At 65.3% G+C, this 23,353-nt stretch carries 24 protein-coding genes and 1 riboswitch; of the genes, 14 read left to right on the forward strand and 10 right to left on the reverse strand.

The features are described 5' to 3' along the window. Position 1: 1 nt before the first annotated feature. From HZF03_RS04985 to HZF03_RS04995, 3 genes are read left to right on the forward strand one after another with little or no spacing between them, the layout of a single operon-like run. Positions 2–1,000, forward strand: a complete 999-nt coding sequence (locus HZF03_RS04985; protein ID WP_012494729.1) for a branched-chain amino acid ABC transporter permease — start codon at positions 2–4, stop codon at positions 998–1,000. Beyond that, positions 997–1,761 (forward strand): ABC transporter ATP-binding protein, encoded by a 765-nt coding sequence (locus tag HZF03_RS04990; RefSeq protein ID WP_119019281.1) that lies wholly within the window; start codon positions 997–999, stop codon positions 1,759–1,761. Before HZF03_RS04985 ends, HZF03_RS04990 begins: the two co-directional genes overlap by 4 nt. Next, positions 1,742–2,455 carry an ABC transporter ATP-binding protein gene (locus tag HZF03_RS04995; protein ID WP_119019322.1) on the forward strand — a complete coding sequence of 238 codons (714 nt, stop codon included), beginning with the start codon at positions 1,742–1,744 and terminating at the stop codon, positions 2,453–2,455. Before HZF03_RS04990 ends, HZF03_RS04995 begins: the two co-directional genes overlap by 20 nt. A gap of 13 nt (positions 2,456–2,468) precedes the next feature. On the opposite strand, the gene HZF03_RS05000 is transcribed toward HZF03_RS04995, so the two are convergent. Beyond that, positions 2,469–5,006, reverse strand: a complete 2,538-nt coding sequence (locus tag HZF03_RS05000) for an HWE histidine kinase domain-containing protein (RefSeq protein WP_119019282.1) — start codon at positions 5,004–5,006, stop codon at positions 2,469–2,471. Positions 5,007–5,221: 215 nt separating this feature from the next. Here HZF03_RS05000 and HZF03_RS05005 point away from each other — a divergent pair, with 215 nt between their 5' ends. Continuing rightward, positions 5,222–6,007: a Crp/Fnr family transcriptional regulator gene (locus tag HZF03_RS05005; RefSeq protein ID WP_119019283.1), complete on the forward strand. Its 786-nt coding sequence runs from the start codon at positions 5,222–5,224 to the stop codon at positions 6,005–6,007. 21 nt (positions 6,008–6,028) lie between these two features. On the opposite strand, the gene HZF03_RS05010 is transcribed toward HZF03_RS05005, so the two are convergent. Beyond that, on the reverse strand, positions 6,029–6,760 hold the full coding sequence (locus HZF03_RS05010; RefSeq protein WP_011156525.1) for a Crp/Fnr family transcriptional regulator: 732 nt from the start codon (positions 6,758–6,760) through the stop codon (positions 6,029–6,031). Positions 6,761–6,926: 166 nt separating this feature from the next. Between HZF03_RS05010 and HZF03_RS05015 the strand changes: the two genes are divergently transcribed. Both HZF03_RS05015 and HZF03_RS05020 read left to right on the forward strand, forming a co-directional pair. Beyond that, entirely contained in the window at positions 6,927–7,502 is a 576-nt protein-coding gene (locus HZF03_RS05015; protein WP_119019284.1) for a histidine phosphatase family protein, read from the forward strand. A gap of 52 nt (positions 7,503–7,554) precedes the next feature. Continuing rightward, a riboswitch (cobalamin riboswitch) is annotated at positions 7,555–7,754 on the forward strand. 190 nt (positions 7,755–7,944) lie between these two features. Then, positions 7,945–8,280: a cysteine-rich small domain-containing protein gene (locus HZF03_RS05020; protein WP_011156527.1), complete on the forward strand. Its 336-nt coding sequence runs from the start codon at positions 7,945–7,947 to the stop codon at positions 8,278–8,280. A 64-nt stretch (positions 8,281–8,344) separates the two neighbouring features. Here the strand turns inward: HZF03_RS05020 and HZF03_RS05025 are convergent, their stop codons facing one another. Together HZF03_RS05025 and HZF03_RS05035 are read right to left on the reverse strand one after the other, a co-directional pair. Then, positions 8,345–9,490 (reverse strand): acyl-CoA dehydrogenase family protein, encoded by a 1,146-nt coding sequence (locus HZF03_RS05025; RefSeq protein WP_119019285.1) that lies wholly within the window; start codon positions 9,488–9,490, stop codon positions 8,345–8,347. A gap of 375 nt (positions 9,491–9,865) precedes the next feature. Beyond that, positions 9,866–10,735 (reverse strand): alpha/beta fold hydrolase, encoded by an 870-nt coding sequence (locus tag HZF03_RS05035; RefSeq protein WP_119019286.1) that lies wholly within the window; start codon positions 10,733–10,735, stop codon positions 9,866–9,868. Positions 10,736–10,932: 197 nt separating this feature from the next. On the opposite strand from HZF03_RS05035, the gene HZF03_RS05040 reads away from it, so the two are divergent. Next, on the forward strand, positions 10,933–11,361 hold the full coding sequence (locus tag HZF03_RS05040; RefSeq protein ID WP_011156530.1) for an ArsR/SmtB family transcription factor: 429 nt from the start codon (positions 10,933–10,935) through the stop codon (positions 11,359–11,361). 13 nt (positions 11,362–11,374) lie between these two features. Here HZF03_RS05040 and HZF03_RS05045 read toward each other — a convergent pair whose 3' ends face one another. Next, positions 11,375–11,755, reverse strand: coding sequence for a rhodanese-like domain-containing protein (locus HZF03_RS05045; protein WP_011156531.1), 381 nt, complete (start codon positions 11,753–11,755; stop codon positions 11,375–11,377). Between the two features lie 208 nt (positions 11,756–11,963). On the opposite strand from HZF03_RS05045, the gene HZF03_RS05050 reads away from it, so the two are divergent. Continuing rightward, positions 11,964–12,578: an SAM-dependent methyltransferase gene (locus tag HZF03_RS05050; RefSeq protein WP_119019287.1), complete on the forward strand. Its 615-nt coding sequence runs from the start codon at positions 11,964–11,966 to the stop codon at positions 12,576–12,578. A 7-nt stretch (positions 12,579–12,585) separates the two neighbouring features. Here HZF03_RS05050 and HZF03_RS05055 read toward each other — a convergent pair whose 3' ends face one another. Both HZF03_RS05055 and HZF03_RS05060 read right to left on the reverse strand, forming a co-directional pair. After that, complete coding sequence (locus HZF03_RS05055) at positions 12,586–12,981, reverse strand: ArsC/Spx/MgsR family protein (protein ID WP_011156533.1); 396 nt, start codon at positions 12,979–12,981, stop codon at positions 12,586–12,588. 13 nt (positions 12,982–12,994) lie between these two features. Continuing rightward, positions 12,995–13,585, reverse strand: coding sequence for a DUF2478 domain-containing protein (locus HZF03_RS05060; RefSeq protein ID WP_119019288.1), 591 nt, complete (start codon positions 13,583–13,585; stop codon positions 12,995–12,997). 246 nt (positions 13,586–13,831) lie between these two features. Here HZF03_RS05060 and modD point away from each other — a divergent pair, with 246 nt between their 5' ends. Beyond that, positions 13,832–14,674: a ModD protein gene (gene modD / locus HZF03_RS05065; RefSeq protein WP_119019289.1), complete on the forward strand. Its 843-nt coding sequence runs from the start codon at positions 13,832–13,834 to the stop codon at positions 14,672–14,674. Between the two features lie 130 nt (positions 14,675–14,804). On the opposite strand, the gene HZF03_RS05070 is transcribed toward modD, so the two are convergent. Continuing rightward, entirely contained in the window at positions 14,805–16,439 is a 1,635-nt protein-coding gene (locus HZF03_RS05070) for a class I adenylate-forming enzyme family protein (RefSeq protein ID WP_119019290.1), read from the reverse strand. A gap of 243 nt (positions 16,440–16,682) precedes the next feature. On the opposite strand from HZF03_RS05070, the gene HZF03_RS05075 reads away from it, so the two are divergent. The 4 genes from HZF03_RS05075 (at position 16,683) to HZF03_RS05090 (ending at position 19,005) form a co-directional block, all read left to right on the forward strand. After that, positions 16,683–16,889 carry a hypothetical protein gene (locus HZF03_RS05075; protein ID WP_011156537.1) on the forward strand — a complete coding sequence of 69 codons (207 nt, stop codon included), beginning with the start codon at positions 16,683–16,685 and terminating at the stop codon, positions 16,887–16,889. 78 nt (positions 16,890–16,967) lie between these two features. Continuing rightward, the gene (locus HZF03_RS05080) at positions 16,968–17,618 is read left to right on the forward strand and encodes an NUDIX hydrolase (RefSeq protein ID WP_119019291.1); all 651 of its coding nucleotides are present in this window, start codon (positions 16,968–16,970) and stop codon (positions 17,616–17,618) included. Positions 17,619–17,757: 139 nt separating this feature from the next. Then, positions 17,758–18,132 carry a protocatechuate 4,5-dioxygenase subunit alpha gene (locus tag HZF03_RS05085; protein WP_012494745.1) on the forward strand — a complete coding sequence of 125 codons (375 nt, stop codon included), beginning with the start codon at positions 17,758–17,760 and terminating at the stop codon, positions 18,130–18,132. 15 nt (positions 18,133–18,147) lie between these two features. After that, a complete protein-coding gene (locus HZF03_RS05090; protein ID WP_119019292.1) occupies positions 18,148–19,005 on the forward strand; it encodes a class III extradiol dioxygenase family protein in 858 nt (285 codons plus the stop codon). 136 nt (positions 19,006–19,141) lie between these two features. On the opposite strand, the gene HZF03_RS05095 is transcribed toward HZF03_RS05090, so the two are convergent. Further along, positions 19,142–20,032, reverse strand: a complete 891-nt coding sequence (locus tag HZF03_RS05095; protein WP_119019293.1) for a helix-turn-helix domain-containing protein — start codon at positions 20,030–20,032, stop codon at positions 19,142–19,144. A 150-nt stretch (positions 20,033–20,182) separates the two neighbouring features. Here HZF03_RS05095 and HZF03_RS05100 point away from each other — a divergent pair, with 150 nt between their 5' ends. After that, positions 20,183–21,370 (forward strand): cytochrome P450, encoded by a 1,188-nt coding sequence (locus HZF03_RS05100; protein WP_119019294.1) that lies wholly within the window; start codon positions 20,183–20,185, stop codon positions 21,368–21,370. A gap of 36 nt (positions 21,371–21,406) precedes the next feature. Here HZF03_RS05100 and HZF03_RS05105 read toward each other — a convergent pair whose 3' ends face one another. Beyond that, on the reverse strand, positions 21,407–23,353 hold the full coding sequence (locus tag HZF03_RS05105) for an alkyl/aryl-sulfatase (protein WP_119019295.1): 1,947 nt from the start codon (positions 23,351–23,353) through the stop codon (positions 21,407–21,409).

Raw genomic sequence — 23,353 nt, forward strand, 5'->3', positions numbered from 1 at the left:
GATGGCGACCTTGTCCGTCACCGCTGCGCCCTCGGCCTGGGCCGGTCTCCGCAACGACCTGATCGCTGCCGCGGTGATCGCCGTGCTCGGGGCGATCGGGTACTTTGTCTATCCCGACGATCTCGCCTTTCTGATCCGCGTGATCGGGCTGGCGTTCCTGGTGATCTCGCTCGACCTCGTCACCGGCTATTGCGGCGTCGCCACGCTCGGCCATGCCGCGCTGTTCGGCGTCGGCGCCTATGCGGCCGGGAATTTCTGTCTCGCCGGCGTTACCGATCCGATCCTGATGCTGTTGATTGGCGCGCTGGCTGGTACCGCCACTGGGCTCGTCTCTGGCCTCTTGGTGACGCGTTTCCGCGGCCTGCCCCAGCTCGTGCTGTCGATCGCGTTCGGCCAGCTGGTGGCCGCGCTCGCCAACAAGCTGTCGTCGATCACCGGCGGCAGCGACGGCCTTGCCGGCATCTCGCCGAGCCCGGTGTTCGGCATCTTCAACTTCGATATGTTCGGCCGCACCGGTTACGTGTTCTCGGTGATCGTGCTGCTGGTCACGATGGTGACGCTGCTTCGCTTCGCCCGCTCGCCGTTCGCGCTGCTGTGCCGTGCCATCAAGGACGACACGCTGCGGACCCGGATGATCGGCGTCTCGGTGTATCCTCGGCTGGTGGTGATGTACTGCGTGGCCGGTGCGGTCGCCGGGCTCGGCGGAGCGCTGACCGCGATCAACACCGGCGTGGTCGGGCTCGACAGCGTCAGCTTCGAGCGCTCGGCCGAAGCGCTGATCATGCTGATCCTCGGCGGTGCCGGCAATCTGTGGGGCGCGTTGATCGGTGCGATCCTGTTCGAGCTGTTTCACCACTACGTCTCGACCGCGAGCCCGTTCCACTGGATGATCCTGGTCGGTGTGTTGCTGATCGTGGTGGTGCTGTTCTTCCCCAAGGGGCTGGTCAACGAAGTGACCCGGCGGATCGGCGATTTCAGGCAGGCGAGGGCGGCGCGATGACGACCTTGCTCGAAGTCCAGCGTCTGTCGAAATCGTTCGGCGGCTTGCGCGTCACCGACGACGTCTCGTTCACGCTGTCGAGCGGCGACCGCGTTGCGCTGATCGGGCCGAACGGCGCCGGCAAGACCACGCTGGTCAATCAGCTCTCCGGAGATCTGGCGCCGTCGGATGGCCGCATCCTTCTCGCCGGCGAGGACGTCACCACCGCATCGATCCCCCAGCGCGTCCGCGGAGGTCTGGTGCGCACCTTTCAGGTGACGCGCCTGTTCACCAGCCTCACGGTGGCCGAGAACGTCGCGCTCGCAGTGATGCAGCGCCGCGGCCTGACCAAGCGGATGTTCTCTTCGGTGATCGACAAGTCAGATGTTCGCGACGAGTGGCAGGGCGTGCTCAGCCTGCTCGGCATCGGTCATCTGGCGGCCACGCCGGTGACCAAACTGGCTTACGGCCAGCAGCGGCTGCTCGATCTTGCGATCGGTCTCGCCATGAAGCCGCGGGTGCTGGTGTTGGACGAGCCTGCAGCCGGCGTGCCGCACGACGAGTCGCCGCGGATCCTCGAAGCGATCGGGCGGATGTCGCCGGAGATCGCGATCCTGATGATCGAGCACGACATGGATCTGGTGTTCAAATTCGCCAAGCGCGTGCTGGTGCTGGCGAACGGCGCGCTGATCTTCGAAGGCACGCCCGCTGAGGTGAAGGAAAACGACGCCGTCCGTGCGGCCTATTTGGGAAACTATGCCGATGCCCGCCGCGCGTCTTGAGGTCGAGCGCCTGTCCGCCGGCTACGGCTCGGTGAGCATTCTGAGCGACATCGGCTTTGCCGTGCCGGCCGGCGGGCGGCTGACGGTGCTCGGCCGTAACGGCGTCGGCAAGACCACGCTGCTGGCGACCCTGATGGGGCTGACCACCCACAAGGGTGGGACGGTTCGGATCGGCGAGCGCGAGGTGACTGGGCTCAAGACCTACGCGCGGGCCGCCGCAGGTCTCGGCTACGTGCCGCAGACGCGCGATGTCTTTCGCTCGCTCACTGTCGAGGAAAACCTGTTCACTGGACTCAAGGGCCGGCCGCGGTCCGAACTGGAGTCCGTGTATGCGATGTTCCCGCGGCTGGCGGAGCGTCGCAACCATGGCGGCATGCAGCTCTCCGGCGGTGAGCAGCAGATGCTGTCGCTGGCCCGCACGCTGCTGGGCAAGCCGAGTGTGCTGCTGCTCGACGAGCCGCTCGAAGGCTTGGCGCCTGTGATCTGTGATCAACTGATGGCGACGATCATCAAGCTCGCAGAGTCGGGTGAGATGACCGTGGTGCTGGTCGAACAGCAGATCGAGCGCGCTCTCGATTTCGCCGACGATGTGCTGGTGGTCGAGCGCGGCCGGATCGTTTGGCGGGGGCAGGCCGCGGAGTTCAGGGCCGACCGCGAACTGGCCGACCGGCTGCTCGGCGTCGGTATCGGCTGAGCCTGCGCGTCGCTCATTCGCTATCGTCGAGCATTGCGGACAGGGCACCGCGCAGCGAGTCGATCGAATACGGCTTACGGACGATCGGCAGGCCGCGCATGCGCTCGGGGATCATTGCCGTGTCGCCGTAGCCGGTGGCGAAGATGAAAGGGATGCCGAGGCGTTCGAGTTCATCGGCCACCGGAAGCGAACTGCCGCTACCGAGATTGACGTCGAGAATTGCCAGCGTCGGTGGCCGCTGCGCGATTGTCTGCAGCGCTTCTTCGGCGGAGGCGACCGAGGTTACCAACTTCGCTCCGATTGCGCCGAGCATATCCTCGGCGTCCAGTGCGATCACCAGTTGATCTTCGACGAGCAGGATCGATGCGTCGGCGATGTTCAGCGCGCTGCTGTCGGTGCTCTGGCCGCTTGCCTGCACGCTGGACAGCCGCTGCAGCGTCTCGGTGACGAATTGGCCCGGAATACCGAGTCGGGCGACGACGCCGCCCGGCAGGTAGTCGACTTCGCTCCATCCGCCGAGATCGAACGGAATGCTGCGGCTGAGCAGCACCGTGCCGAAGCCCTGCCGAGTCGGTGGCCGGACCGGCGGGCCGCAGCTCTCGGTCCACTCGATGTCGCAGCGGCCGTCGTCGCGCACCGTCCAGGCGACCTTGAGGCGTCCCGACGAGCGCGACAACGCGCCGTATTTCGCCGCATTGGTGGCCAGCTCGTGTAGCACCAGCGCCAGCACCGAATAGGCGCGGGCATCGACGCCGACATCCGGGCCCTCGAGAGCGATCTGGCTCGCCGGGTAGGGCGACAGTTCGGCTTGGATCAGATCGAGCAGCGCGCCGCCGCCGTCGGACCGCACCACCTGATCGTGCGCAAACGACAGCGCCATGATCCGACCACGCAGCGCCGAAGCGAACTCCTCCAGCGATTTGCCGTCGCCGGCGGGCTGATTCACCAGCGATTTGATCAGCGCCAGGATGTTCTTGACGCGATGATTGAGTTCTTCGTTGAGGACGCGCTGTCGTACCTCCGCCTTCTTGCGCTCAGCCGAGAGTATTTCGCTCTGCCTCAGCAGGACTTCGCGCAAGCCAACCTGAATGGTTGCCGCGGTGTCGCGATCGTCTGGGCTCCATGGTACCGATTGGCCATCGACTTGCTCTTTCCAGATCGAGAAGCTCTTGCGCGGCGTCAGCCGGTCGCCGAGCGGGCCGGTGTCGTAGGTCTTGTTCGGATCGCCCGCCCAATTCAGCGTCTGGACTTGCTCCTTGCGGAAGAACAGCAAGTAGTCGCCGGCGACCTGCGACAGCGGGATCGCAAGCATGCCGGCTGCGGCGCCGGCATAGTCGGTCGCCGCCGCGATCCGGTCGGTGAGGGCGTGGGTGGCGACGATCTCGTTGCCGGCCCGGCCGGTGAGAAGATGCAGGATCGACGGCAGCGCGTCAGCGGGCGGCGTCGATCCGTGCGCGGTCCAGACCCCGTTCATCCACAGCCCGACGCCGTCGCTCGGGATCAGGTCGGCGATGCGTTTCAGGTTGCCGCGCAGAAAGTCGTCGACCGAGGCGTCGAACGACATCTCGCTGGTCAGGCTGTCGAGTGTCCGCCGGGTGCGCAGCGAGGACTGGAAGCGGCGTTGGTGGTGGGCGGCGGTGAAGTGCAGCGAGAAGAAGTCGGCGAACATTTCGGCGGCGACGCGCTGCGCCATCGGCACGGCACGCGGCTCGTAATGATGACAGGCGATCAATCCCCATAGCGTGCCGTCAATGATGATCGACAGCGACATCGAGGCGCTGACGCCCATGTTCCGCAGATATTCGAGATGGACCGGCGAGACGCTGCGCAGGTGCGCGAACGACAGATCGAGCGCGGCGCCGGAGGCGTCGCGCTCGGGCACGATCCGGCTGCTGATGCCGCGCGAATCCGAGATCACGCGGATCGCGTTCTTCAAGTACAGCAGCCGCGCCTGTTGTGGGATGTCGGAGGCTGGGAAGTGCTGACCGAGAAAGCTCTCGAGGTCGCTGCGCTTCGCCTCGCCGATCACTTTGCCGGAGCCGTCGTCCGCGAAGCGGTACATCATCACGCGGTGATAGCCGAGCATCGCCTGGAGATAGCGCGGTACCCGTGCGGCCATCTCCTCGAGTGACTTCAGCTCTTTGGTGCGCGCGATGATCTGCCGCGTCAGCCGCAGCGGATTGTCGGCCTGATCGGCCGCCGCAGGTTCGAATTCGACGATCGATGTACCGTCATGGCGATGCAGCGAGATGTCGAAGGTGCGGCCGGTCAGGCCGTCGCGCCAACCGAAGATCAGCGCCGGCCGCTTTGGATCGGAGGACTGCGCCAGTGCGTTGCGCAGCGCGTGGGCTTCGGTCTCGCCGAAGTAATCGGCGAGTAGCTCGCCGACCCGCGGAGTTTCGCGTCCAAAGAACGCGCCGGCATTTTCCGAAATGCGCGTGATCCGCACCGCCTGCGCGTCGCAGGCCAGCAGGCAGCCGCACGGCTGAATGCTGCCGGGGATGTGGATCGGCTCGCGATCGCAGGAGGTGAGATCGACCTTACGCGGCATCGGACGCCCCCAGCGGGTATCGAGCGCGCTCCGCTCTGCGCTCGATCGGAGGCGCGCAGTGCTCACAGGTGATCGTCAACAGGATGGAAGCGCCAACAGCCAATGGATGCCTTGTGGGGTGGGGAGGAGCGAGCTGACGACAGCCGTCCACCGGGCTAAGGCTGGAGACACTCGCGACGTGTCTCGCTTGGACGCTGGGAACCAATCTAACCCCGATGCATTGTTTGTTCCGTTCACTAGTGGACAGAGGAACAGGCGTGACCGACACTTCCCACCGGCCCAACAACAATTTGTTGCGAGCGCTGAGCGCAACCGACTTCGAGCTGGTTCGTCCGCATCTCAGGTGCGAGAGCCGGGCCGCCGGCGATCTGCTGTATCGCCCGGGCGATCACGTCGGCAGCGCGTACTTTCCGTGCGGGCCGAGCCTTGTCTCCTACGAGGTGACCGACGGCGACGGCCGCGGCGTCGAGACGGTGCTGGTCGGGCGCGAGGGCGCGGTCGGCGGGATCGTCAGCTCAGGTTTCCTGCCGGCGTATTGCCTGATCAACGTCAAGTTCGAAGGGCCGTTCGTCCGCGTGCCGATCCTCAGCATCCAGGCTGCCAAGGATCGCTCGCCGAGCTTCAAGAACCTGTTTGCGCGCTATGCCGATTGCCTGATGGCGCAGATGTTTCAGGCGACCGCGTGCAACGCGATTCACTCGATCGAGCAGCGCACCGCGAAGTGGATCGCCGCGGCGATGGACCGGACCGGCGACACGATGGTCCCGCTCACCCATGAACAGCTCGCGGCGATGATGGGCGTCGGCCGCAGCTACACCAGTCGCGTGCTGCAGGCCTTCCGCCACGAGGGCATCCTGACCACGCGGCGCGGCGCGCTGATCGTCGATGATGCCGACAAGCTGCGGCAGCGGGCCTGCCGCTGCAACGAGGCGATCAAGGACCATTTCGACATCGTCTTGCGTGGAGTCTATCCTGAACCGGACGACGCGGCGGTGGCGTAGTCCTGGCACAGGCCCAAGGCTTCAGCGCGCCGGCGCGCGCTTGAGATGCAGGTAGCCGGGATCGAATTCGCCGATCTTGGCGAGGCTCTGCCAGTTGCGGATCGTCAGCACCCCATAGCGGAAGTCCATCGTCTTCGACGCCCGCAGCAATGAGATCGTGCGGTTGACGGTGGCGATCGCCATGCCGAGCGTATCGCCCAGTTGGGCGAGGCTGATCGGGAGCTGCATTGAATTACCGTCGGTCAGCTTGGACACCTCGGCGCGGTAGAACAGCTCGCAGAACAGATGCGCCATCCGCGCCTTCATCGTCCGGGCCGAATTGTTGGTGATTGCCTCGCGGAAAATCGCCGCATCCACAAGGGTCTCGCGCCAGATCGCAAAGCCGAGCCCGGGCCGGGCTTCGAACATCCGCAGGATCTCCCGGTGCGGAATGATCGCCGCCACCGCATGCCCAATCGCGCAGAGCGAATGATCCATCCGCTCGAGGAAGATCCCCTGCGAATCCGGCAAGTCACCGACCATGTGAAACGACAAGAATTGGCGGCGGCCGTCTCGCTGCAGATGATATCGCCCTAGCATGCCGTCAACGACCAGCGCGGCGCCTTTCGGCGATTCGCCCTGTCGGATCAGATCCTCGCCGCTCTCGAGCTCCCGCAGGGTGAAGCTGAGATCGCGAATCGCGATGAGATCATCGGCCGACAGTCGGGAGTGCTCCCGCAGCTTGTCGATCAGGACTCGATGGACATCCTTCATGTCGCCCTTTCGGATCAGATCATCTGATAGGTAGTGGAACTTGGGAGCTTCAACTCCGAAGGACGGCAGAGGTTGCAATTTCCGGGCCGGGTCGCCGTGTTCGTCTTCGCTTGCGCGGTGCGCGTCCGGCGTGCTCTGTCGGCCGGATCGTTCGCGAGGATGACCGATGAGCGAGTTCAGCCGTCTGTGGCTGGTCCGGCATGCGCCGGTCGATGGACCGAAGGGCGTGATTCACGCGCCTGACGCGCCAGTCGACCTCGGCGACAGCGCGGCGCTCGGTGCGCTACGTGAAAAGCTGCCGGGCGATGCTGCGATCTTCGCCAGTCCGAGCCAGCGCACCCGCGACACAGCCGCGGCGCTCGGGCTCGAGCCGCATCTCGATCCGGATTTCCGCGAGCAGGATTTCGGGACCTGGACCGGACGTCGCCACGACGATTTGTCGCGCGAACTCGGCCCAGCCTACGATGCCTTTTGGCAGGACGCCGCCCGTCTGGCGCCACCGGGTGGCGAGAGCTTTGTCGATCAAATCGAACGGGTGCGGCGCGGTCTGGCGCGGCTGCCCGGTGGCGATGTCGTGCTGGTGGTACACTCCGGCACCATTCGCGCCGTACTGGCGATTGCACTCGGGACTTCGCCCGAAGCGGCGCTGAGCTTCGTGATCGATCCGCTGTCGCTGACGTTGATCGATCGGCTGGGATCCTCCGGCTGGCGGATCGTCTGGGTCAATCGCGTGGTCGGTTAGGCCGGCCGTTTGGACCCAAGCCTTTTTGCTTGCGCGGCCTGTTGCCGCGTGCTCTGGTTTTGACGTCTTCGGTGCCTCGCGTGCGAGGTGAAACTGGGAATACGGTGCTGTGTTTTTCACCTAATCCGTAGCTGCCCCCGCAACTGTAGGCGGATCTGTCCGGATCATGTAGCCACTGACGTCCTCGGCGTCGGGAAGGCGGTCCAGGCGATATCCGTGAGCCAGGAGACCGGCCGAAGACGGGAAGCATCTAACCGATCGACGGCGGGTCGAGAGCGGAGCAGTGATGACTGATTTCTCTTAGCAGGCAGGCCGCGCGCCAGCGGTCGTTGGGAGTCGATGCTCCCTGCCGCCTTGCGCCCATCACCCGTCAAATCAAGAACCAGCCCAGCGCCGCTGCGATTGAGCCGGCGGTCCCCTGCTGCGGCATGAGGGAACGGTCATGGAGCCGAAAGACACCACCACCAACGAGGCCTTCAAGGGCTTCACCAACGAAGCCTGCCCGTTCCTGCCGTGTCATCGCGGCGTCGAGCGGGAGTTCAACTGCCTGTTCTGTTATTGTCCGTTGAGCGCCTATCAGTGTCCGGGACCCTACAAAACGTTCGTCGACCGCAACGGACTGACGCGTAAGGATTGCTCCGATTGCACGCTGCCGCACAACGGCTATCGGCGGTCGTGGAATTTCATCCAGCGCTGGCTGGAGCGGCCGGTGCCTTGGGACAGCCAGCCGCAGGATCCGCGCCGCCTCAAGCGCGAAGTGTCGGAAAGCGGCGACTGAACGCGGCCGCCGGCGCCTCCGCGCCGCTGGCTTGAACCAGCAACGGTGGCGCCGGCGCGCCGTGTTACAGCGAGCGGGCGATCAGCAGCTTCATCACCTCGTTGGTGCCGCCGTAGATCTTCTGAATGCGCGAGTCGATGAACATCCGGCCGATCGGGTATTCCTGCATGTAGCCGTAGCCGCCGTGCAGCTGCAGGCACTCGTCCACGGTCTCGACCTGCTTTTGCGTCGTCCACCATTTCGCCATCGAGGCGGTGACGGCGTCGAGATTGCCGGCGACCAGCTGGACCAGGCAGTAATCGACGAACACACGCGCGATGAAGGCTTCGGTCTTGCGTTCGGCGAGTGTGAAAGCGGTGTTCTGGAATTCGATGATCGGTTGGCCGAACGCCTTGCGCTCCCGCGTGTATTCCGAAGTCAGCGCGACCGCGCGCTCCATCGCCGCCACCGCGCCGATCGCGATGATCAGCCGCTCTTGCGGCAGCTGCTGCATCAGCTGCACGAAGCCTTTGCCTTCCTCTCCGCCGAGCAGGTTCTCCTTCGGCGTCCGGGCGTTCTCGAAGAACAGCTCGGAGGTGTCGGAGGCGTGTAGGCCGATCTTGTCGAGGTTGCGGCCGCGCTTGAAACCGGGGTTGTCCTTGGTCTCCAGCACGATCAGCGACAGCCCCTTGGCGCCGGCGCCGCCGGTCCGGGCGACGACAATGATCAGGTCGCAGTTCTGGCCGTTGGTGATGAAGGTCTTCTGGCCGTTGATGACGTAGTCGTCGCCGTCGAGCTTGGCGGTGGTGCGCACGCTCTGCAGGTCAGATCCAGTGCCGGGCTCGGTCATCGCGATCGCGCCGATCAGCTCGCCGCGCGCCATGCCGGGTAGCCAACGCCGCTTCTGTTCTTCCGACCCGTAGTTGAGGATGTAGTGCGCCACGATGCCGCTCGACACGGTGACGCCGGACAGCGCGTCCGGGACGATCTTCTCCATGTCCTCATAGACCGCGGCATCATAGGCGAAGCTGGCGCCGAGCCCGCCGTACTGTTCCGGAACGCTGGGCAGCAGCGCGCCCATTTCGCCGAGCTTCAGCCAGGCCGAGCGATCGACCATCTTCTGCTTCCGCCACTTGTCACCGTGGGGCGCGAGATCCTTGGCGAGGAATTTGCGAAACTGGTCGCGGAACGTGTCCAGCTCTTCGGTCATCCAGGGCGATCGGTATTCCATGTTTCCTCACTCGAATGGGCGGCCGCTTGGTACGGCGTATCGCCCGCTGATCTAGGCCAGTTCTGCGGTGCAGGATAGCCGTTGCGATCGCCGTATCTTGCGGCGTGTCGCTGCGGGCGGCTGTGCTGTTCGCAGCCGCAGCATGCGCAATAGGGGACGGGCGCTCAGGTGGTGCCCGACCCCGGCCGCCTCGCGTTCGCCGGCACCGCCGATGAAGTTCGCAACGATCCGCGGCTGCTGCAGTATCTGGCGCCGTAGCAGCGCTATCACCTTCTCCGCCATTGCGGGCGCAGCGAAGCAATCCAGACATTGTACACAGAGCTGGATTGGTTCGTCGCTTGCGCTCCTCGCAATGACGGGAGAGGGCGTTCGTGCTCAGGATGCGGGTGAAAGCTCGACAAACTCCGCAATGAGCCGCAACACCTCGTCGGGCCGGTCGTGCTGCAGCCAGTGGCCGGCGTCGGCGACGATCTCGGCGCGAACGTTTTTGAAGTAGCGCGAAGTTTCGGCCGCTTGGGCCGGATCGATGAAGCTCTCGCCTGCAAACAACAGCAGCGTCGGGCAGGTGATCCGCCCCCACAGCTCGGCGTATTCCTGCGGCGCCAGCCGGTGCGGGGCGGTGACGCGCTGATACGGATCGAACTTCCACGAATAGCTGCCGTCGTCGTTGCGGCGGGCCCCATGGGTGGCGAGGTGCAGCGCAAGGTCCGGCGTCAGCCGTTTGTTGTGGGCGCGCATCTGCGCTGCGGCATCGACGATCGTCGCGTAGTGGCGCGGCTCGCGGCCTTCCAGCCGATCGAGCTGCCCGAGCCATTTGATCATCCGCTCGTGGACCGGGGCCATCTTGGCGTCGGGGCGGACCGTCACGCCGTCGAGCACCACGAGCCGTTTCACCTTTTCCGGGAATGTCCCTGCATACAGCATCGCGATCATGCCGCCCATCGAATGGCCGATCACGGTGGCAGGCTGAGCATCAGCGAGCGGCGGCAGGCGCGTCAGGTCGTAGACGTATTCCGGCAGCGCGTAGCTGCCGCCGCGCGCCCAGTCCGAATCGCCATGGCCCCGCAGATCCGGCGCGATCACATGAAAGTGCGGCTGCAGTGCGCGGGCGAAAACATCCCAGCTTCGGCCATGGTCCTTACCGCCATGGATCAGCAGCAGTGGCGGCGCGGCGGCGTTGCCCCAGTCCCAATAGTGCAGGCGCAGGCCGTGGGATTGAAAGAAGCGGCTTTGTGGTTGTTGCATCGTTGTTTTTTCGAGCGTTTCCACGGCTGCAATAGCCCGGGCCGGCGACCGCTTCAATGCCCTGCTGGGCGGGCGACGCCCCACCGGGGGAGCCCATCGGCGCAACCTTGGCGGGCTGACAATCTGTTGCAACATGGCTATGCATGGATTCATGCGCGCGTCTTCATCGCCCATTTGAATTGAGCGGAGATCCCTCGATGGCTGCGGCCAGCGGAGTCCGAAAGACCTCTCCGACGCTGAAGCGTGTCGATACCCGCGAGCTACGCGAAAATGCCGTGGTGGCGGCCGAGTTTCTGAAGACGCTGTCGAACGTGTCGCGGCTGATCATGCTGTGTCAGCTCGCCGAAGGCGAGAAGTCGGTGTCGGAACTCACCGAGTTGCTCGACGAACGGCAACCGACGGTCTCGCAGCAGCTCGCGCGGCTGCGCAGCGAAAAGCTGGTGCAGGCGCGGCGCGAGGGACAGCAGGTGTTCTATTCGCTCGCCAGCGAAGAGGTCCGCAGCCTGATCCTGGCGCTGCACGCCACCTTCTGCCGCAAGGATCGCGACAAAGACAAACCTGCTGCAGCATCGCGCGCGAAAGCTGCGCCCACGCCACGCCGTCAGCGCCAGAGCGTCGACGCCTGACAGAGGCGTCGCTTCAATCAGCCGGCTTGCGGCCGAACAACCGCTGAAACAGGCTCGGCGGCTTCGGGCCCTGCACGGTCGGAAAGCCGGCCCTGCGCCACGCCAGAATGCCGCCGCCGAGCACGTAAGGCTCGCATACGCCGCGCGCCTTGGCGTCGATCTGGCCCGCATACATCCGCGTCCGTCCGCCCGAGTGGCAGAAGAAGATCGCCTTGCGCCCGTGCGCCGCGCCGAGATCGCCATGCTTGAAACCGGTCAGCGGCAGCTCGATCGCGCCGTCGATATGTTCGCGCGCAATCTCGTGACGCTCGCGCACGTCGACCAGCACCGCACGGCCTCCGGTCACGAGGCGGTGGGCTTCGATCGGCGAAATCGTCTTTACGCTCATGGCCATCGGTCTTTCGTGTTGTGAGCCTCGTCGCTGATGTCGTCGTCAGCGTCATGTCGTAGCGTAGGTACATTCGAACAATGGCCGACGGTCTGTGACGATGTCACCGCGGCGGCGCAGCCAATGGTGCATCAAGGAGGCGGGCATTGCGCGGTGCTCGTGCAGCCGCCAAGCTGGCGCACCAACGCAGCGTGTTGGAAGGAGAACCGGCATCATGGCATCCGAACATTTCGACATGTGGGAGAGCCGTTTTTCCGCGAACGGTTATCTGTTCGGCACTGCGCCGAACGCATTTCTGGCGTCGTGCCATGATCTGTTGCCGAAGCAGGGGCGGGCGCTGGCGATCGCCGATGGTGAGGGCCGCAACGGCGTATTCCTGGCCGAATGCGGACTGTCGGTGCTGTCGGTGGATTTCTCGCCGACTGCGCAGGCCAAGGCGCACAAGCTGGCAGCCGAGCGCGGCGTCACGATCGAAACCCGAACCATCGACCTCTTGAGCTGGCAGTGGCCGGGCGGATTCGACGTGATCGCCGGCATCTTCTTCCAGTTCGTCGAACCGGAGCAGCGCCCGCAGATCTTTCAGCAGATCCGCGACGCGCTGAAGCCCGGCGGTCTGCTGCTGATCGAGGGCTATCGGCCGAAGCAGCTCGCCTACAAGACCGGCGGTCCGAGCCGCGCGGAAAACCTCTACACCCGCGAACTGCTGGAGCGGGCGTTCGGCGATTTCGACAATCTCAGCATCCGTGAGCACGACAGCGAGATCGTCGAGGGCGCCGGCCACGCCGGACTATCGGCGCTGATCGATCTGGTTGGATGGAAACCGAAGTAATCGGCGGTCAATCGTCCATCGCGCAGCCGTCGAACACGCGCGGCCCGCCGGTCTGCAGCCCGAGCCAGGCGTGAACGGTGGCCTGATCGAATCCGACTTCGCGGCGGTCGCCCGACTGCATCAACGGGCGGCGGATCAGCAGCGGATCCTCGATCATCAGAGCGAGCGCTGCCTCCACACCGAGCGCGGCGAAATCGATCGCGCCGGCTTTCACTTTCGGCGACGATTGATTGAACCACTCGATCAGCGGCTTGTCGCCGAAGAACGGCCGCAGCGTCTCGCGGGTCCATGGCTCGGCCAGCAGGTTGCGGACCTCGAGCTCGTGGCCGGATGCGGTGAGCAGCGCCTTCTGCCGCGCGTTGCCGACGCAGCCGGGCTTCTCGTAGAAAACGACTTTGGCCATCGTGACAGCTCCCTCAACAGATCGTCTTGTGCTCGCGCTCATCGACGTTCGCGCCGCAGGCCGATGGTGCCGCCAATCGCGGCGCGATGCCGGCCCACCAGCTCTCGATCGCCGCGCGGCTGCACGGCAGCACCGCGCCCTCGTCGCCGATGAACTCGCGCCAGGCGTCGGCGCATTTCTCCGGCACCGCTGTGAGGAGCGGCCGTCCGGTGACGATCGCCTCGGCGAATTCGTTGCGCAGGCCCTTGCCGGTCGCTTCCTGCTTGGAGAATTTGTTGATCACCACCAGCGCGGTGTCGCTCGCGACCGCGCGTGTCACGGCTTGCGCGGACTCGGCGAGGCCGCCGGCGTCGAGCTTGCATGATCCTGCGCCGCTGCCGAGCGTCTGCGAAATCCCGATCGCCTCGCCGGTCATCAGGTCGATGAGCTGCATGTCGATCTTCCTGCCGGCGGCGTCCTTGAGGTTCCGCTGCACGATGCCGCCGAGCCGGTCTCCGGCCGCAAGCCGGGCGAATGCGAACTCTGCCAGCAGCGCGTCGACGTCATCGTCGGCCCGGTAGATGATCGCGGCGATCCGCGGAGCCTCTGCGCTGCTGTGCGTCATCTCTGCACCCTCCAGTCGGTGTGCTCGTCGTTAGTTCAGCAAGCGCCGTGCCGATTGCATGGCTGCCGCGGTCGCTTGCTATGCGGTTGATTTGTCGATCGTTTCGCTCCGCCGGACTGGCTGCGAGCTTTGGTCGCAAACCTGACAGCGTTGTATAGTCATGGACATAACGGTCCGAAGCGGAGATGTTGCGCCGGAAACGCCGCGCGTCAAATGCGCCGAACGACGATATCGGGGACCTGCCGTATGCCTGCCGCGACCACTGCCGAACTGGAGCGCCTGCTCGACGACGACGTGCCGTGCGGCGACTTGACCACCGAGGCGCTGGGCATCGGCGCCGCGCCTGGCGTGATGCAGTTCGCTGCCCGCGACCCGATGGTGCTGGCGCTCGCCGAAGATGCTGCTGCAATCATCCGGCTGTGCGGCTGCGAGGTTGAACTGGTCGCCTCGTCCGGCAGCCGGCTCGCGGCCGGCGCTCCGATCCTGACCGCGCGCGGCAGCGCCTCGGGCCTGCTGCGCAGCTGGAAGGTGGCGCAGACGCTGATCGAGATCTGGTCCGGCGTCGCCACCGCGGCGCGCGACATCGTCGATGCGGCGCGCGCGGTGTCGCCGGCCATCGCGGTCGCCTGCACCCGCAAGAACACGCCGGGTACCAAACGGTTTGCGGTCGCCGCCGTGAAAGCCGGCGGCGCCACCATGCATCGGCTCGGCTTGTCCGAGACGGTGCTGGTGTTCGGCGAGCACCGCGGCTTTCTGAATGAGCCGTTGGCGGCGACGGTGACGCGGCTGCGCGCCACACTCCCCGAAAAGAAGCTGATCACCGAAGTGGCGTCGATCGACGCAGCGCTCGCCGCGGCGGAGGCCGGCTTCGACGTGCTGCAGCTCGAAAAATTCGCGCCCGCCGATGTCGCGACCTTGGTCCAGCAACTTGCCGTGCGGCCGTCGCGCCCGGTCGTTGCGGTCGCCGGCGGCGTCAACGCCGGCAACGCCGCTGCTTATGCCGAGGCCGGCGCGGAGGTGCTGGTGACCTCGGCGCCGTACATGGGGAAGCCGCGCGACGTGCAGGTGCGGATCACGCGGGCAAACTAACCACAACAACCTGCGTCATGGCCGGGCTCGACCCGGCCATCCATCTTCTTGCGAAACAGATGGATGCGCGGGTCAAGCCCGCGCATGATGGCTCATATTGATGCGAGGCCCTGCTCGTTCGCTTCGCGAACTAAGACCGAGCGTAACTCGCCGCCCGGTCCGCTATCGTCTCGCGCAGCACCGTTTTCTGAATCTTGCCGTTGGCATTGCGGGGCAGGGGCTCGGAGCGGATGATGATGCTCTCCGGCACTTTGTAGTCCGACATCCGTGCCGCGCAGTAGGCGGCGACGTCGCGCTCGTTGAGACTGGCGCCTTCGCTGGTCACCACAATGGCGTTGACGCGCTCGCCGAGCACTGGGTCGGGCGTGCCGATGATGGCGGTTTCCAGCACGCCGTCGATCCCGCAGATCACGTTCTCGACTTCGGCCGAGAAGATCTTGAAGCCGCCGCGGTTGATCATGTCCTTCTTGCGGTCGAATACCCGGACGAAGCCGTCCTGGTCGATCGAGCCGATGTCGCCGCTGCGCCAGTAGCCGTTCACAAACTCCTTGGCGTTGGCGTCCGGCCGCTGCCAATAGCGCGGCACCACCATCGGGCCGGCGATCAGGAGTTCGCCGGGCTCGCCGGGTGCGACCTCGTTGTCGTCGGCATCGAGCACGCGGACATGCGCGTAAGGAATCACCTGGCCGACGCTGTTCATGTGATCACGCCAATACGCCTGCGGCATGATCGTGGTCGGCGAGGTGGTCTCGGTCGCGCCGTAGGCGTTGCGGAGCTGCAGGTTCGGCAGTCGCTTCGCCAGCATCTCGATGGTCGGCACCGGCATCGGCGCGCCGCCGAAGCAGCCGATCCGCCAGGCCGACAGATCGTGCTTGTCGAACTCCGGATGCATCACCGCGAGTGTGTAGATCGCCGGCACCAGGATCGAATAGGTGATCCGCTCGCGCGCCGCGAGGGCGAGGAAGTCGGCGGTTTTGAACGCCTGCCGCATCAGCACAACGCAGCCGCCGGCCGCGATCGTTGCATAGGATACGCCGACGAGGCCTGTCACATGCGACAGCGGCACCGCGACCAGGCCGCGGTCGCGTTCAGTCAGCTCGTGGGCGCGCGCGAACGCGTAGGATGAATGCAGGATGCTGAGATGAGTCAGCTCGGCGCCCTTCGGTTTGCCGGTGGTGCCCGAGGTGTAGAGGATCACCGCGGTATCGTCTTCGTGCATCTCTGCGAGCGGCGCGTTCGCCGGCTCGGCGGCGAGCAGATCCTCGAACGGCCGCGCGCCCTCGGCGGTTCCGTGCGCGACGAAGCGATGCGCGAGCTGTGGCACTTCGGCGGCTGCCGGGATCTCGTCAGTTAGCCCCGCCTCGAACACCACCACCTTGGCGCCGCTGTTGTTCAACAGGAATTCGAGTTCGGCACGGCGCTGCCGGATGCCAATCGGGACTACCAGGACGCCGAGCCGGTTGCAGGCGAGCGTCACCGCCAGGAACTCCCAGCAATTGCCGAGGAACATTGCGACGCGGTCGCCTTTGCCAATGCCGAGTGCGGTCAGCGACACCGCAATCTTGCGAACCAGCAGATCGAGCTCGCGATAGCTGAGCGCGCGGTCGTCGACGATCGCCGGACGGTCGCCGAACCGCGCGACCAGATCGTCGAACATGGCTGCGAGATGGGCAGGGCGCTCGGAGAAGCACAGCATCGACCGGCCGTCGTAGTGAGTCTCGCGGCGCAGCGCGCCACCGATGCCGGCCTCGGGCCAGAACGTCATGGGTGTTTCCTCATTGATCGTTGGGACGCCGCGGTTGCTTCCGCGATCGTCCGGCGGCTGTTTGCAGCGCCGCGGCAATTCTATCCCGGCTCGGCCAAGAACCACCAGTCGGTGCTTCGGTGTGTCACCTCACGGAAAATGTGTGCCTTCGCGGCGCGCTGACACAGCGGCGTCAGCATTGCCACCTAGGATGGCAATTTGCGACGGCGGGAACTGCCGCACGTCGATGTCAGGAAAGAAGCGATGAGACTCTCCGACGTGGAATGTGAATGCGGCGCGCTGTACCGCTGCGCCGAATCCGAAACGCTCGACGGTGAGCCGGGCAATCTGCATTGCGCCAATTGTGGCCGGATCGTCGAGGCGTGGCAGACCCGCAGCAAGCGCGTGTATCGCTGCGTGCTGACGCCGGACCGCAGCTATCCGGTGGTGGCGCCGCCGCCCGCGCCGTAAGCGCATGCTGGACGGCGCGTTTGATTTTTCGAAGCGGCGCGCAACGTCGTGCCTCGCTTGAGGGACGCTCGATCCTATATGGTGGAGGTCGATTTTCCGACGACGAAGGGCGGTAAGTTGCGAACTCCGGTGCTGGCAGCAGGCGGAATCGTGTTGCGGCGCGGCAAAGATCCGCTGTTCGCGGTCGTCCGGATGCGCAAGCGCAACGATTGGGTGCTGCCCAAGGGCAAGCTCGATCATGGCGAGACGCCACGCCAGGCGGCCGAGCGCGAGGTGCTGGAAGAGACCGGCCACGTCGTTGCGGTCCACGAATTCATCGGCACGCTCGCCTATGATTCCGGCGGCCGTTCCAAGGTGGTGCATTTCTGGCGGATGGAAGCCGAGCCACGGCAGACCCTGCCGCTGATGAAGGACATCCGCGCGGTCGATTGGTTGCCGCTCGACGAGGCGCTGCAGCGGCTGTCGCGCAGCTACGAGCAGGCGTTTCTGACCGAGGTGGGCCCATTGGTGCTGGAATCGGCCGGCCACTTGCTGTCGGCAGCCCCCGCCGCGCCGCCGCCACCGCGCTGCCCGACCAGTCCGTTGCCGACCGGGGACGAGATCGTCACCGACCTTGCCGAAGCTCCGTCGTTGGCGCTCGAACAACCATCCGAAGCGCTCGAACCGCAGCCGCCGCTGTCGATGCTGCAACGACTGCGACGATGGCTGCGGGGGCAGTCCCGCTCCTGATCGCTCTGTTACGGGGCGGTCTCTGCTGTCCGGATTCTCCTGACATTTGACGCACGTCAAATAGCCTCTCCTGCCGCCGCCTATCGTTCGCGAAATTTGGCCGTAGGGCCACATGCAGGAAACGTCATCAGGGGATGCCATGAGTGAGGCATTGGCGGCTGGCGCCGGGCGCGCCAAGCGCGAGATTTTCGGGACGCCGATCTTCGGCCCCGAGTCGGCGCAGAAGGGCTACGCTCTCAACAAGATGTGCTTCTCGTTCAACGACGCCGGCGCGCGCGCCGCGTTCGTCAAAGACGAAGCTGCGTATTGCGCGCGCTATGGCCTGACAGCGGCGCAGACCGAAGCGATCCTCAAGCGCGATCTGCTCAAGCTGCTCGACGAGGGCGGCAACGCCTACTACCTCGCCAAATTCGCCGGCATTCTCGGCCTCAACATGCAGGACATCGGCGCGCTGCAGACCGGCATGACGGTCGAGCAGTTCAAGGCGAAGCTGCTGGCGGCGCGGGACAATTGAGAGGGGATTGCTGACATGGCGACGATTATCGGCGGCCTGGCCGCTTCGCACGTGCCCGCGATCGGCGGGGCGATTGCCAAGGGCCTGCAGAAGGATCCGTATTGGGCTCCGTTCTTCGACGGTTTCGATGCGCCTTGCCGCTGGCTGGAGGCAGCCAAGCCCGATGCCGCGGTGGTGATCTACAACGACCACGGACTCAACTTCTTCCTCGACAAGATGCCGACCTTCGCGGTCGGCGCCGCGCCGGAATATCGCAACGACGACGAAGGCTGGGGCATTCCGGTGATGGCGCCGTTCAAGGGCGACACCAAGCTGTCCTGGCACATCATCGAGACGCTGGTGGAATCTGAGTTCGACCCCGTCACCTGCCAGGAGATGCTGGTCGATCACGCCTACAGCCTGCCGATGGAGCTGTTTCTGCGTGGCCGCGCTCACGACATTCCGACCGTGCCGGTGGTGGTCAACACCGTGCAGCATCCACTGCCGTCGCTGCGCCGCTGCTTCAAGCTCGGCCAGGCGATCGGCCGCGCGATCGAGAGCTATCCGGAAGATCTGAAAGTGGTGGTGATCGGCACCGGCGGCCTGTCACATCAGCTCGAAGGCCAGCGCGCCGGCTTCATCAACACCGCGTTCGATCGTCGCTGCATGGACGCGATGACCGGCGATATCGAGAGCTTACTCGGCATCGACCCGCACGAACTGGTCGAGCTTGCCGGCAGCCAGGGCGTCGAAGTGATGAACTGGGTCGCCATGCGCGGCGCTCTCACCGGCGACGTCCACGAACTGCACCGCAACTATCACCTCCCGATCTCCAATACCGCATCGGGCATCATGCTGATCGAGAACCGGCCGAAGTTGGCTCAGGCGGCGTAGGTCTGTCTCGTCAGCGGCACTACTACGCAAAGATCGTCAAGCCCGGGCTTGACCCGGGTATCCACGAAATTGGGCAAGGCAGTGCTTGTGGCCGTGGATGGCCGGGGCAAGCCCAGCCATGACAGTCTTTGGTGGACTACGCCTCCTCGCTCACCACGCGCCGATAATCCCGAGGACTCTGGCCGGTGCGGCGTTTGAAGAAGCGGCAGAAATAAGCAGGGTCTTCGAAGCCGAGTTCGAACGCGAGCTTGGAGATCGGCGCAGCTATATACGTCAGCCGGCGGCAGGCCTCGCGGGTGAGGCGGGCATGGACCACGTCGAGCGCGCTCTGGCCGGTCTCGGCTTTCGCCAGACGGTTGAGGCGTTCAGGCGTCATGCCGAGTTCGTCGGCGTAGCGCGCGATCGGCCAATGCTCGCAATGATGTGTCTCCACCAGCAACAAGAAGCGGGTGAACTGATCGCCGCCGCGCGCGGCATAGCGCGCTTGCCGCTCGCTTTGCTGCGCCAGCCTCCACACGATGGCACGGCCGAGCCACAACGGCACGGGCGAGTTGCCGGCATCCGGCGTCGCGAATTCATCGGCGAGCTCGGCGAACAATCTGTCGATCCGCATCGTTGCGGCGCCGTCCGGCGCGAATTCCAGGATGCGGGCCGCAGCGAACAGATCGCGGAGCGCCTGGCCGGTCGCCGGCACATCGCCTTCGATCATTGCGTGCGGATTGAAGGTGAAGACCTGACCTTCGGTGTGCGGCGAGAACCTGAAGCCGTGAACGACACCGGGCGGCACGATCACCGCGACCGGCCCATCGCGCTGCACGCGCTGCTCGTCGAGCGCGATCGTCGCCGTTCCGGAGCCGATCCAGAGGATTTGATGCAGGCTGCGGTGGGCGTGGACATCGATCTCCCACTGATACAACCGGCTGCGCGACTGGATCGCTTCGACATGCAGCATGTCGACCGGCGCCGCCGGCGTTTCGCCGTACAGCGCGAAGATCGGAATTGCTGCTTTGCGGCGTGCGCGAGCCATTCCGCAGCTAAGACCGAACGTCGGAAAAGTGCAAGTTTTTGTCACCGCGGCGTCTCACGGGGAAATACACCGTCAACTACACTCGGATGATCGCCGCAACTAACAGATCAAAACGAACCGGGCGGCCGCAACAAGAGAGGAAATCAGCTCATGTTCAGCTTCGATCCCTATTCGCCCGTTGTCGATGCCGACCCGTTCCCGCTCTACAAGACGCTGCGCGACGAGTATCCGGTGTTCTGGAGCGAGCCGGCCCAGATGTGGATTTTGTCGCGCTATCTCGACGTGGCCGGTGCCGGCAGCAACTGGCAGGTGTTCTCGTCGGCCAAGGGCAACCTGATGACCGAGCTGCCGAACCGGGCCGGCGCCACGCTCGGCACCACCGATCCACCGCGCCACGACCGGCTGCGCGGGCTGGTGCAGCACGCCTTCATGAAGCGCAATCTCGAAGCGCTGGCCGAACCGATGCGGGAGATCGCCCGCGATGCCGCCGAGGCGCTGCGCGGCCGCGACCAATTCGATTTCATCAGCGACTTTTCGTCCAAGTTCACCGTGCGGGTGCTGTTTGCAGCGCTTGGCCTGCCGATGGGCGATGAGCAGACCGTGCGGGACAAGGCGGTGCTGATGGTGCAGAGCGATCCGGTGACCCGCGCCAAGGGGCCTGAGCATCTCGCCGCCTACGCATGGATGCAGGACTACGCGTCGGGCGTGATCGCGCAGCGCCGCGCCGAGCCGAAGAACGATCTGATCTCGCATTTCAGCATGGCGGAGATCGATGGTGACCGGCTCGACGAGCGCGAGGTGCTGCTCACCACCACCACGTTGATCATGGCTGGCATCGAGTCGCTCGGTGGCTTCATGAGCATGCTGGCGCTGAACCTGGCCGACTTCGCCGATGCGCGCCGCGCGGTGGTGGCCGACCCGGCGCTGCTGCCGGACGCGGTCGAGGAGTCGCTGCGCTACAACACCTCGGCGCAGCGCTTCAAACGCTGCCTGCAGAGCGACCTGACGCTGCACGGCGTCACCATGAAGGCGGGGGACTTCGTGTGCCTCGCCTATGGCTCGGCCAATCGCGACGAACGGCAGTTTCCGAATCCCGACGTGTACGATCTGACGCGCAAGCCGAAAGGCCACCTCGGCTTCGGCGGCGGCGTCCATGCCTGCCTCGGCTCGGCGATCGCCCGGATGGCGATCAGGATCGCATTCGACGAGTTCCACAAGGTGGTGCCGGACTACACGCGCACCGAGCAGCAGTTGAACTGGATGCCATCGTCGACCTTCCGCAGCCCGCTGCGGCTCGACTTCGCGGTCGAGCAGGCCGCGGCGCGATCCGCGGCGTAGCCATCCCGGCAAGGTCCCATCGGAGCGGCCGTGGTCTCAGGTCACGGCTGCTCTTTTAGGTTCGACGATCTCGAACATCCGCGGGAATTCGTCCATCAGCGCCATCAGCTCGGCGAGCTTCATCGGATCGCCGCTGACTTTGATCTTGCCGGCCATCACCGCCTCGGGAAAGGAGGTCTGCTTGGCGATCACCTCGTCGAGCAAGCTTCTCGGCAGCACGAAGCCGGCGTCGGCCTTGGCGGATTGCGTGCCGGGCAGATAGGTCAGCGCGCAGTTCTCCAGCGTCAGCACCCAGTATTCGCTGGTGTCGGTGAACTGCCAGTTCAGCACGATGGTCTTGCCCTCGGCCTTCGGTCCGTTGAGGCGGACGCCGAGAACGTCCCAGATCTGCGAGGTCTTCAGCGCCGACAGCGTCTCGCGCGGCATCCCGGGCCGGGTCGGCATCTTCGGCATGCCGTGGCGCAGTTCCTGGGCGCCGAACAGATAGGCGTTGCGCCAGGTCGCGCTCTCGGATTGGTAGCCCAACTGTTCGAACGTATCGGCCAGCAGCAGCCGGCCGTCCTGGTTGTCGGGGTCGGCGAACACCAAATGGCTGAGTGCCTGCGCCACGAAGCGGAATTCACCGTTGGCGAAATCGGCGCGCGCCTTCGCTAGCAGCGCGTCGGGGCCGCCCATGTAGTCGACATACTTCTTGCCGGCGTCCACCGGCGGCAGCGGATCGAGATTGGCCGGGTTGGCGTCGTACCAGCCGAGATACTTCTGATAGATCGCCTTCACGTTGTGGCGGATATGGCCGTAATAGCCGCGGGCGTGCCAGGCACCATCGAGGCTCTTCGGCAGGCGGATGGTTTCGGCGATCTCGGCGGCGGTAAGGCCGTGGTTCATCAGCCGCAGCGTCTGGTCGTGGGCGAATTTGTAGAGGTCACGCTGCTGCCGGATCATCAGGTTGATCCGTTCGGTGCCCCACACCGGCCAATGGTGCTGGCCGCACATCACCTCGGCCTTGCCGCCCCAGAGCCGCAAGGCTTCGCCGAGATAGCCGGACCACGCCAGCGCATCGCGCACGTCGGCGCCGCGGAACGGCAGCAGATTATGGAAGTTGTGCGTGCAGTTCTCGGCGAGGTTGAGCAGCTTGTAGCGCGGAACGTAGAAGTGCATCTCCGCCGGCGCTTCGGAGTTCGGCGCCATCTGGAATTCGAAGTCGACGCCGTCGATGCGGCGGGTGTCGCCGGTCGCCTTGATCAGGTCGGTCGGCCGCAGCAGCGCGGCAGTGCCCGCGGCCATCGTCTTGCCGAGTCCGCAATCGACATGGCCGCGCGGTCCCTTGGCGAGCAGCGGCCCGAACTGATACTGCGCGCGCCGCAGCATCGCCGGCCCCGCGATGATGTTCTCGGAGACGGCGTGCTCCATGAACAGGTCGGGTGCGATGATCGGCACCCGACCACTCGCGAGCGTGGCGTCGTCGAGCACGCCGCGCGCACCGCCCCAATGATCGGCGTGGGTGTGAGTGAAAATCACCGCCACCACCGGCCTGTCGCCGCGGTGGCGGGCATAGAGCTGCATTGCCGCGCGGGCGCCTTCGATCGAGGTCAGGGTGTCGACCACGATCACGCCATTGTCGCTCTCGATCAGCGTCATGTTGGCGATATCGAAGCCGCGGACTTGGTACACGCCCGGCACGACCTCGAACAGTCCGTGCTGCATGTTCAGCCGCGATTGCCGCCATAGGCTTGGATCGACGGTTGCCGGTGCGATCTCTTCCTGGAGAAACTGATAAGGTTCGAGACTCCACACCGTCCGGCCCTGCGCCGAACTGATCGCGGCGTGGTCGATGCTGCCGAGAAAGCCACGCGCGGCGTCGTCGAAATCGGTCGTATCGGAGAACGGCAGCTCGTCCAGCACGGCCTTGTGGCGCGCGATCACCGAGGCGGAGGCGTCCTTCGGCGCAGTTGCGTCGTTCGCGATCGTGGTGGTCTCGCTCAT

It is taken from the genome of Rhodopseudomonas palustris, assembly GCF_013415845.1.
Classification (GTDB): Bacteria; Pseudomonadota; Alphaproteobacteria; order Rhizobiales; family Xanthobacteraceae; genus Rhodopseudomonas; species Rhodopseudomonas palustris_F.

What these genes read in the sequence shown, in the direction of transcription:
- HZF03_RS04985 (WP_012494729.1), top strand. Translation starts at nt 2, where the DNA reads ATGGCGACCTTGTCCGTCACCGCTGCGCCCTCGGCCTGGGCCGGTCTC.
- HZF03_RS04990 (WP_119019281.1), top strand. Translation starts at nt 997, where the DNA reads ATGACGACCTTGCTCGAAGTCCAGCGTCTGTCGAAATCGTTCGGCGGC.
- HZF03_RS04995 (WP_119019322.1), top strand. Translation starts at nt 1,742, where the DNA reads ATGCCCGCCGCGCGTCTTGAGGTCGAGCGCCTGTCCGCCGGCTACGGC.
- HZF03_RS05000 (WP_119019282.1), bottom strand. Translation starts at nt 5,006, where the DNA reads ATGCCGCGTAAGGTCGATCTCACCTCCTGCGATCGCGAGCCGATCCAC.
- HZF03_RS05005 (WP_119019283.1), top strand. Translation starts at nt 5,222, where the DNA reads ATGCATTGTTTGTTCCGTTCACTAGTGGACAGAGGAACAGGCGTGACC.
- HZF03_RS05010 (WP_011156525.1), bottom strand. Translation starts at nt 6,760, where the DNA reads ATGAAGGATGTCCATCGAGTCCTGATCGACAAGCTGCGGGAGCACTCC.
- HZF03_RS05015 (WP_119019284.1), top strand. Translation starts at nt 6,927, where the DNA reads ATGAGCGAGTTCAGCCGTCTGTGGCTGGTCCGGCATGCGCCGGTCGAT.
- HZF03_RS05020 (WP_011156527.1), top strand. Translation starts at nt 7,945, where the DNA reads ATGGAGCCGAAAGACACCACCACCAACGAGGCCTTCAAGGGCTTCACC.
- HZF03_RS05025 (WP_119019285.1), bottom strand. Translation starts at nt 9,490, where the DNA reads ATGGAATACCGATCGCCCTGGATGACCGAAGAGCTGGACACGTTCCGC.
- HZF03_RS05035 (WP_119019286.1), bottom strand. Translation starts at nt 10,735, where the DNA reads ATGCAACAACCACAAAGCCGCTTCTTTCAATCCCACGGCCTGCGCCTG.
- HZF03_RS05040 (WP_011156530.1), top strand. Translation starts at nt 10,933, where the DNA reads ATGGCTGCGGCCAGCGGAGTCCGAAAGACCTCTCCGACGCTGAAGCGT.
- HZF03_RS05045 (WP_011156531.1), bottom strand. Translation starts at nt 11,755, where the DNA reads ATGGCCATGAGCGTAAAGACGATTTCGCCGATCGAAGCCCACCGCCTC.
- HZF03_RS05050 (WP_119019287.1), top strand. Translation starts at nt 11,964, where the DNA reads ATGGCATCCGAACATTTCGACATGTGGGAGAGCCGTTTTTCCGCGAAC.
- HZF03_RS05055 (WP_011156533.1), bottom strand. Translation starts at nt 12,981, where the DNA reads ATGGCCAAAGTCGTTTTCTACGAGAAGCCCGGCTGCGTCGGCAACGCG.
- HZF03_RS05060 (WP_119019288.1), bottom strand. Translation starts at nt 13,585, where the DNA reads ATGACGCACAGCAGCGCAGAGGCTCCGCGGATCGCCGCGATCATCTAC.
- modD (WP_119019289.1), top strand. Translation starts at nt 13,832, where the DNA reads ATGCCTGCCGCGACCACTGCCGAACTGGAGCGCCTGCTCGACGACGAC.
- HZF03_RS05070 (WP_119019290.1), bottom strand. Translation starts at nt 16,439, where the DNA reads ATGACGTTCTGGCCCGAGGCCGGCATCGGTGGCGCGCTGCGCCGCGAG.
- HZF03_RS05075 (WP_011156537.1), top strand. Translation starts at nt 16,683, where the DNA reads ATGAGACTCTCCGACGTGGAATGTGAATGCGGCGCGCTGTACCGCTGC.
- HZF03_RS05080 (WP_119019291.1), top strand. Translation starts at nt 16,968, where the DNA reads ATGGTGGAGGTCGATTTTCCGACGACGAAGGGCGGTAAGTTGCGAACT.
- HZF03_RS05085 (WP_012494745.1), top strand. Translation starts at nt 17,758, where the DNA reads ATGAGTGAGGCATTGGCGGCTGGCGCCGGGCGCGCCAAGCGCGAGATT.
- HZF03_RS05090 (WP_119019292.1), top strand. Translation starts at nt 18,148, where the DNA reads ATGGCGACGATTATCGGCGGCCTGGCCGCTTCGCACGTGCCCGCGATC.
- HZF03_RS05095 (WP_119019293.1), bottom strand. Translation starts at nt 20,032, where the DNA reads ATGGCTCGCGCACGCCGCAAAGCAGCAATTCCGATCTTCGCGCTGTAC.
- HZF03_RS05100 (WP_119019294.1), top strand. Translation starts at nt 20,183, where the DNA reads ATGTTCAGCTTCGATCCCTATTCGCCCGTTGTCGATGCCGACCCGTTC.
- HZF03_RS05105 (WP_119019295.1), bottom strand. Translation starts at nt 23,353, where the DNA reads ATGAGCGAGACCACCACGATCGCGAACGACGCAACTGCGCCGAAGGAC.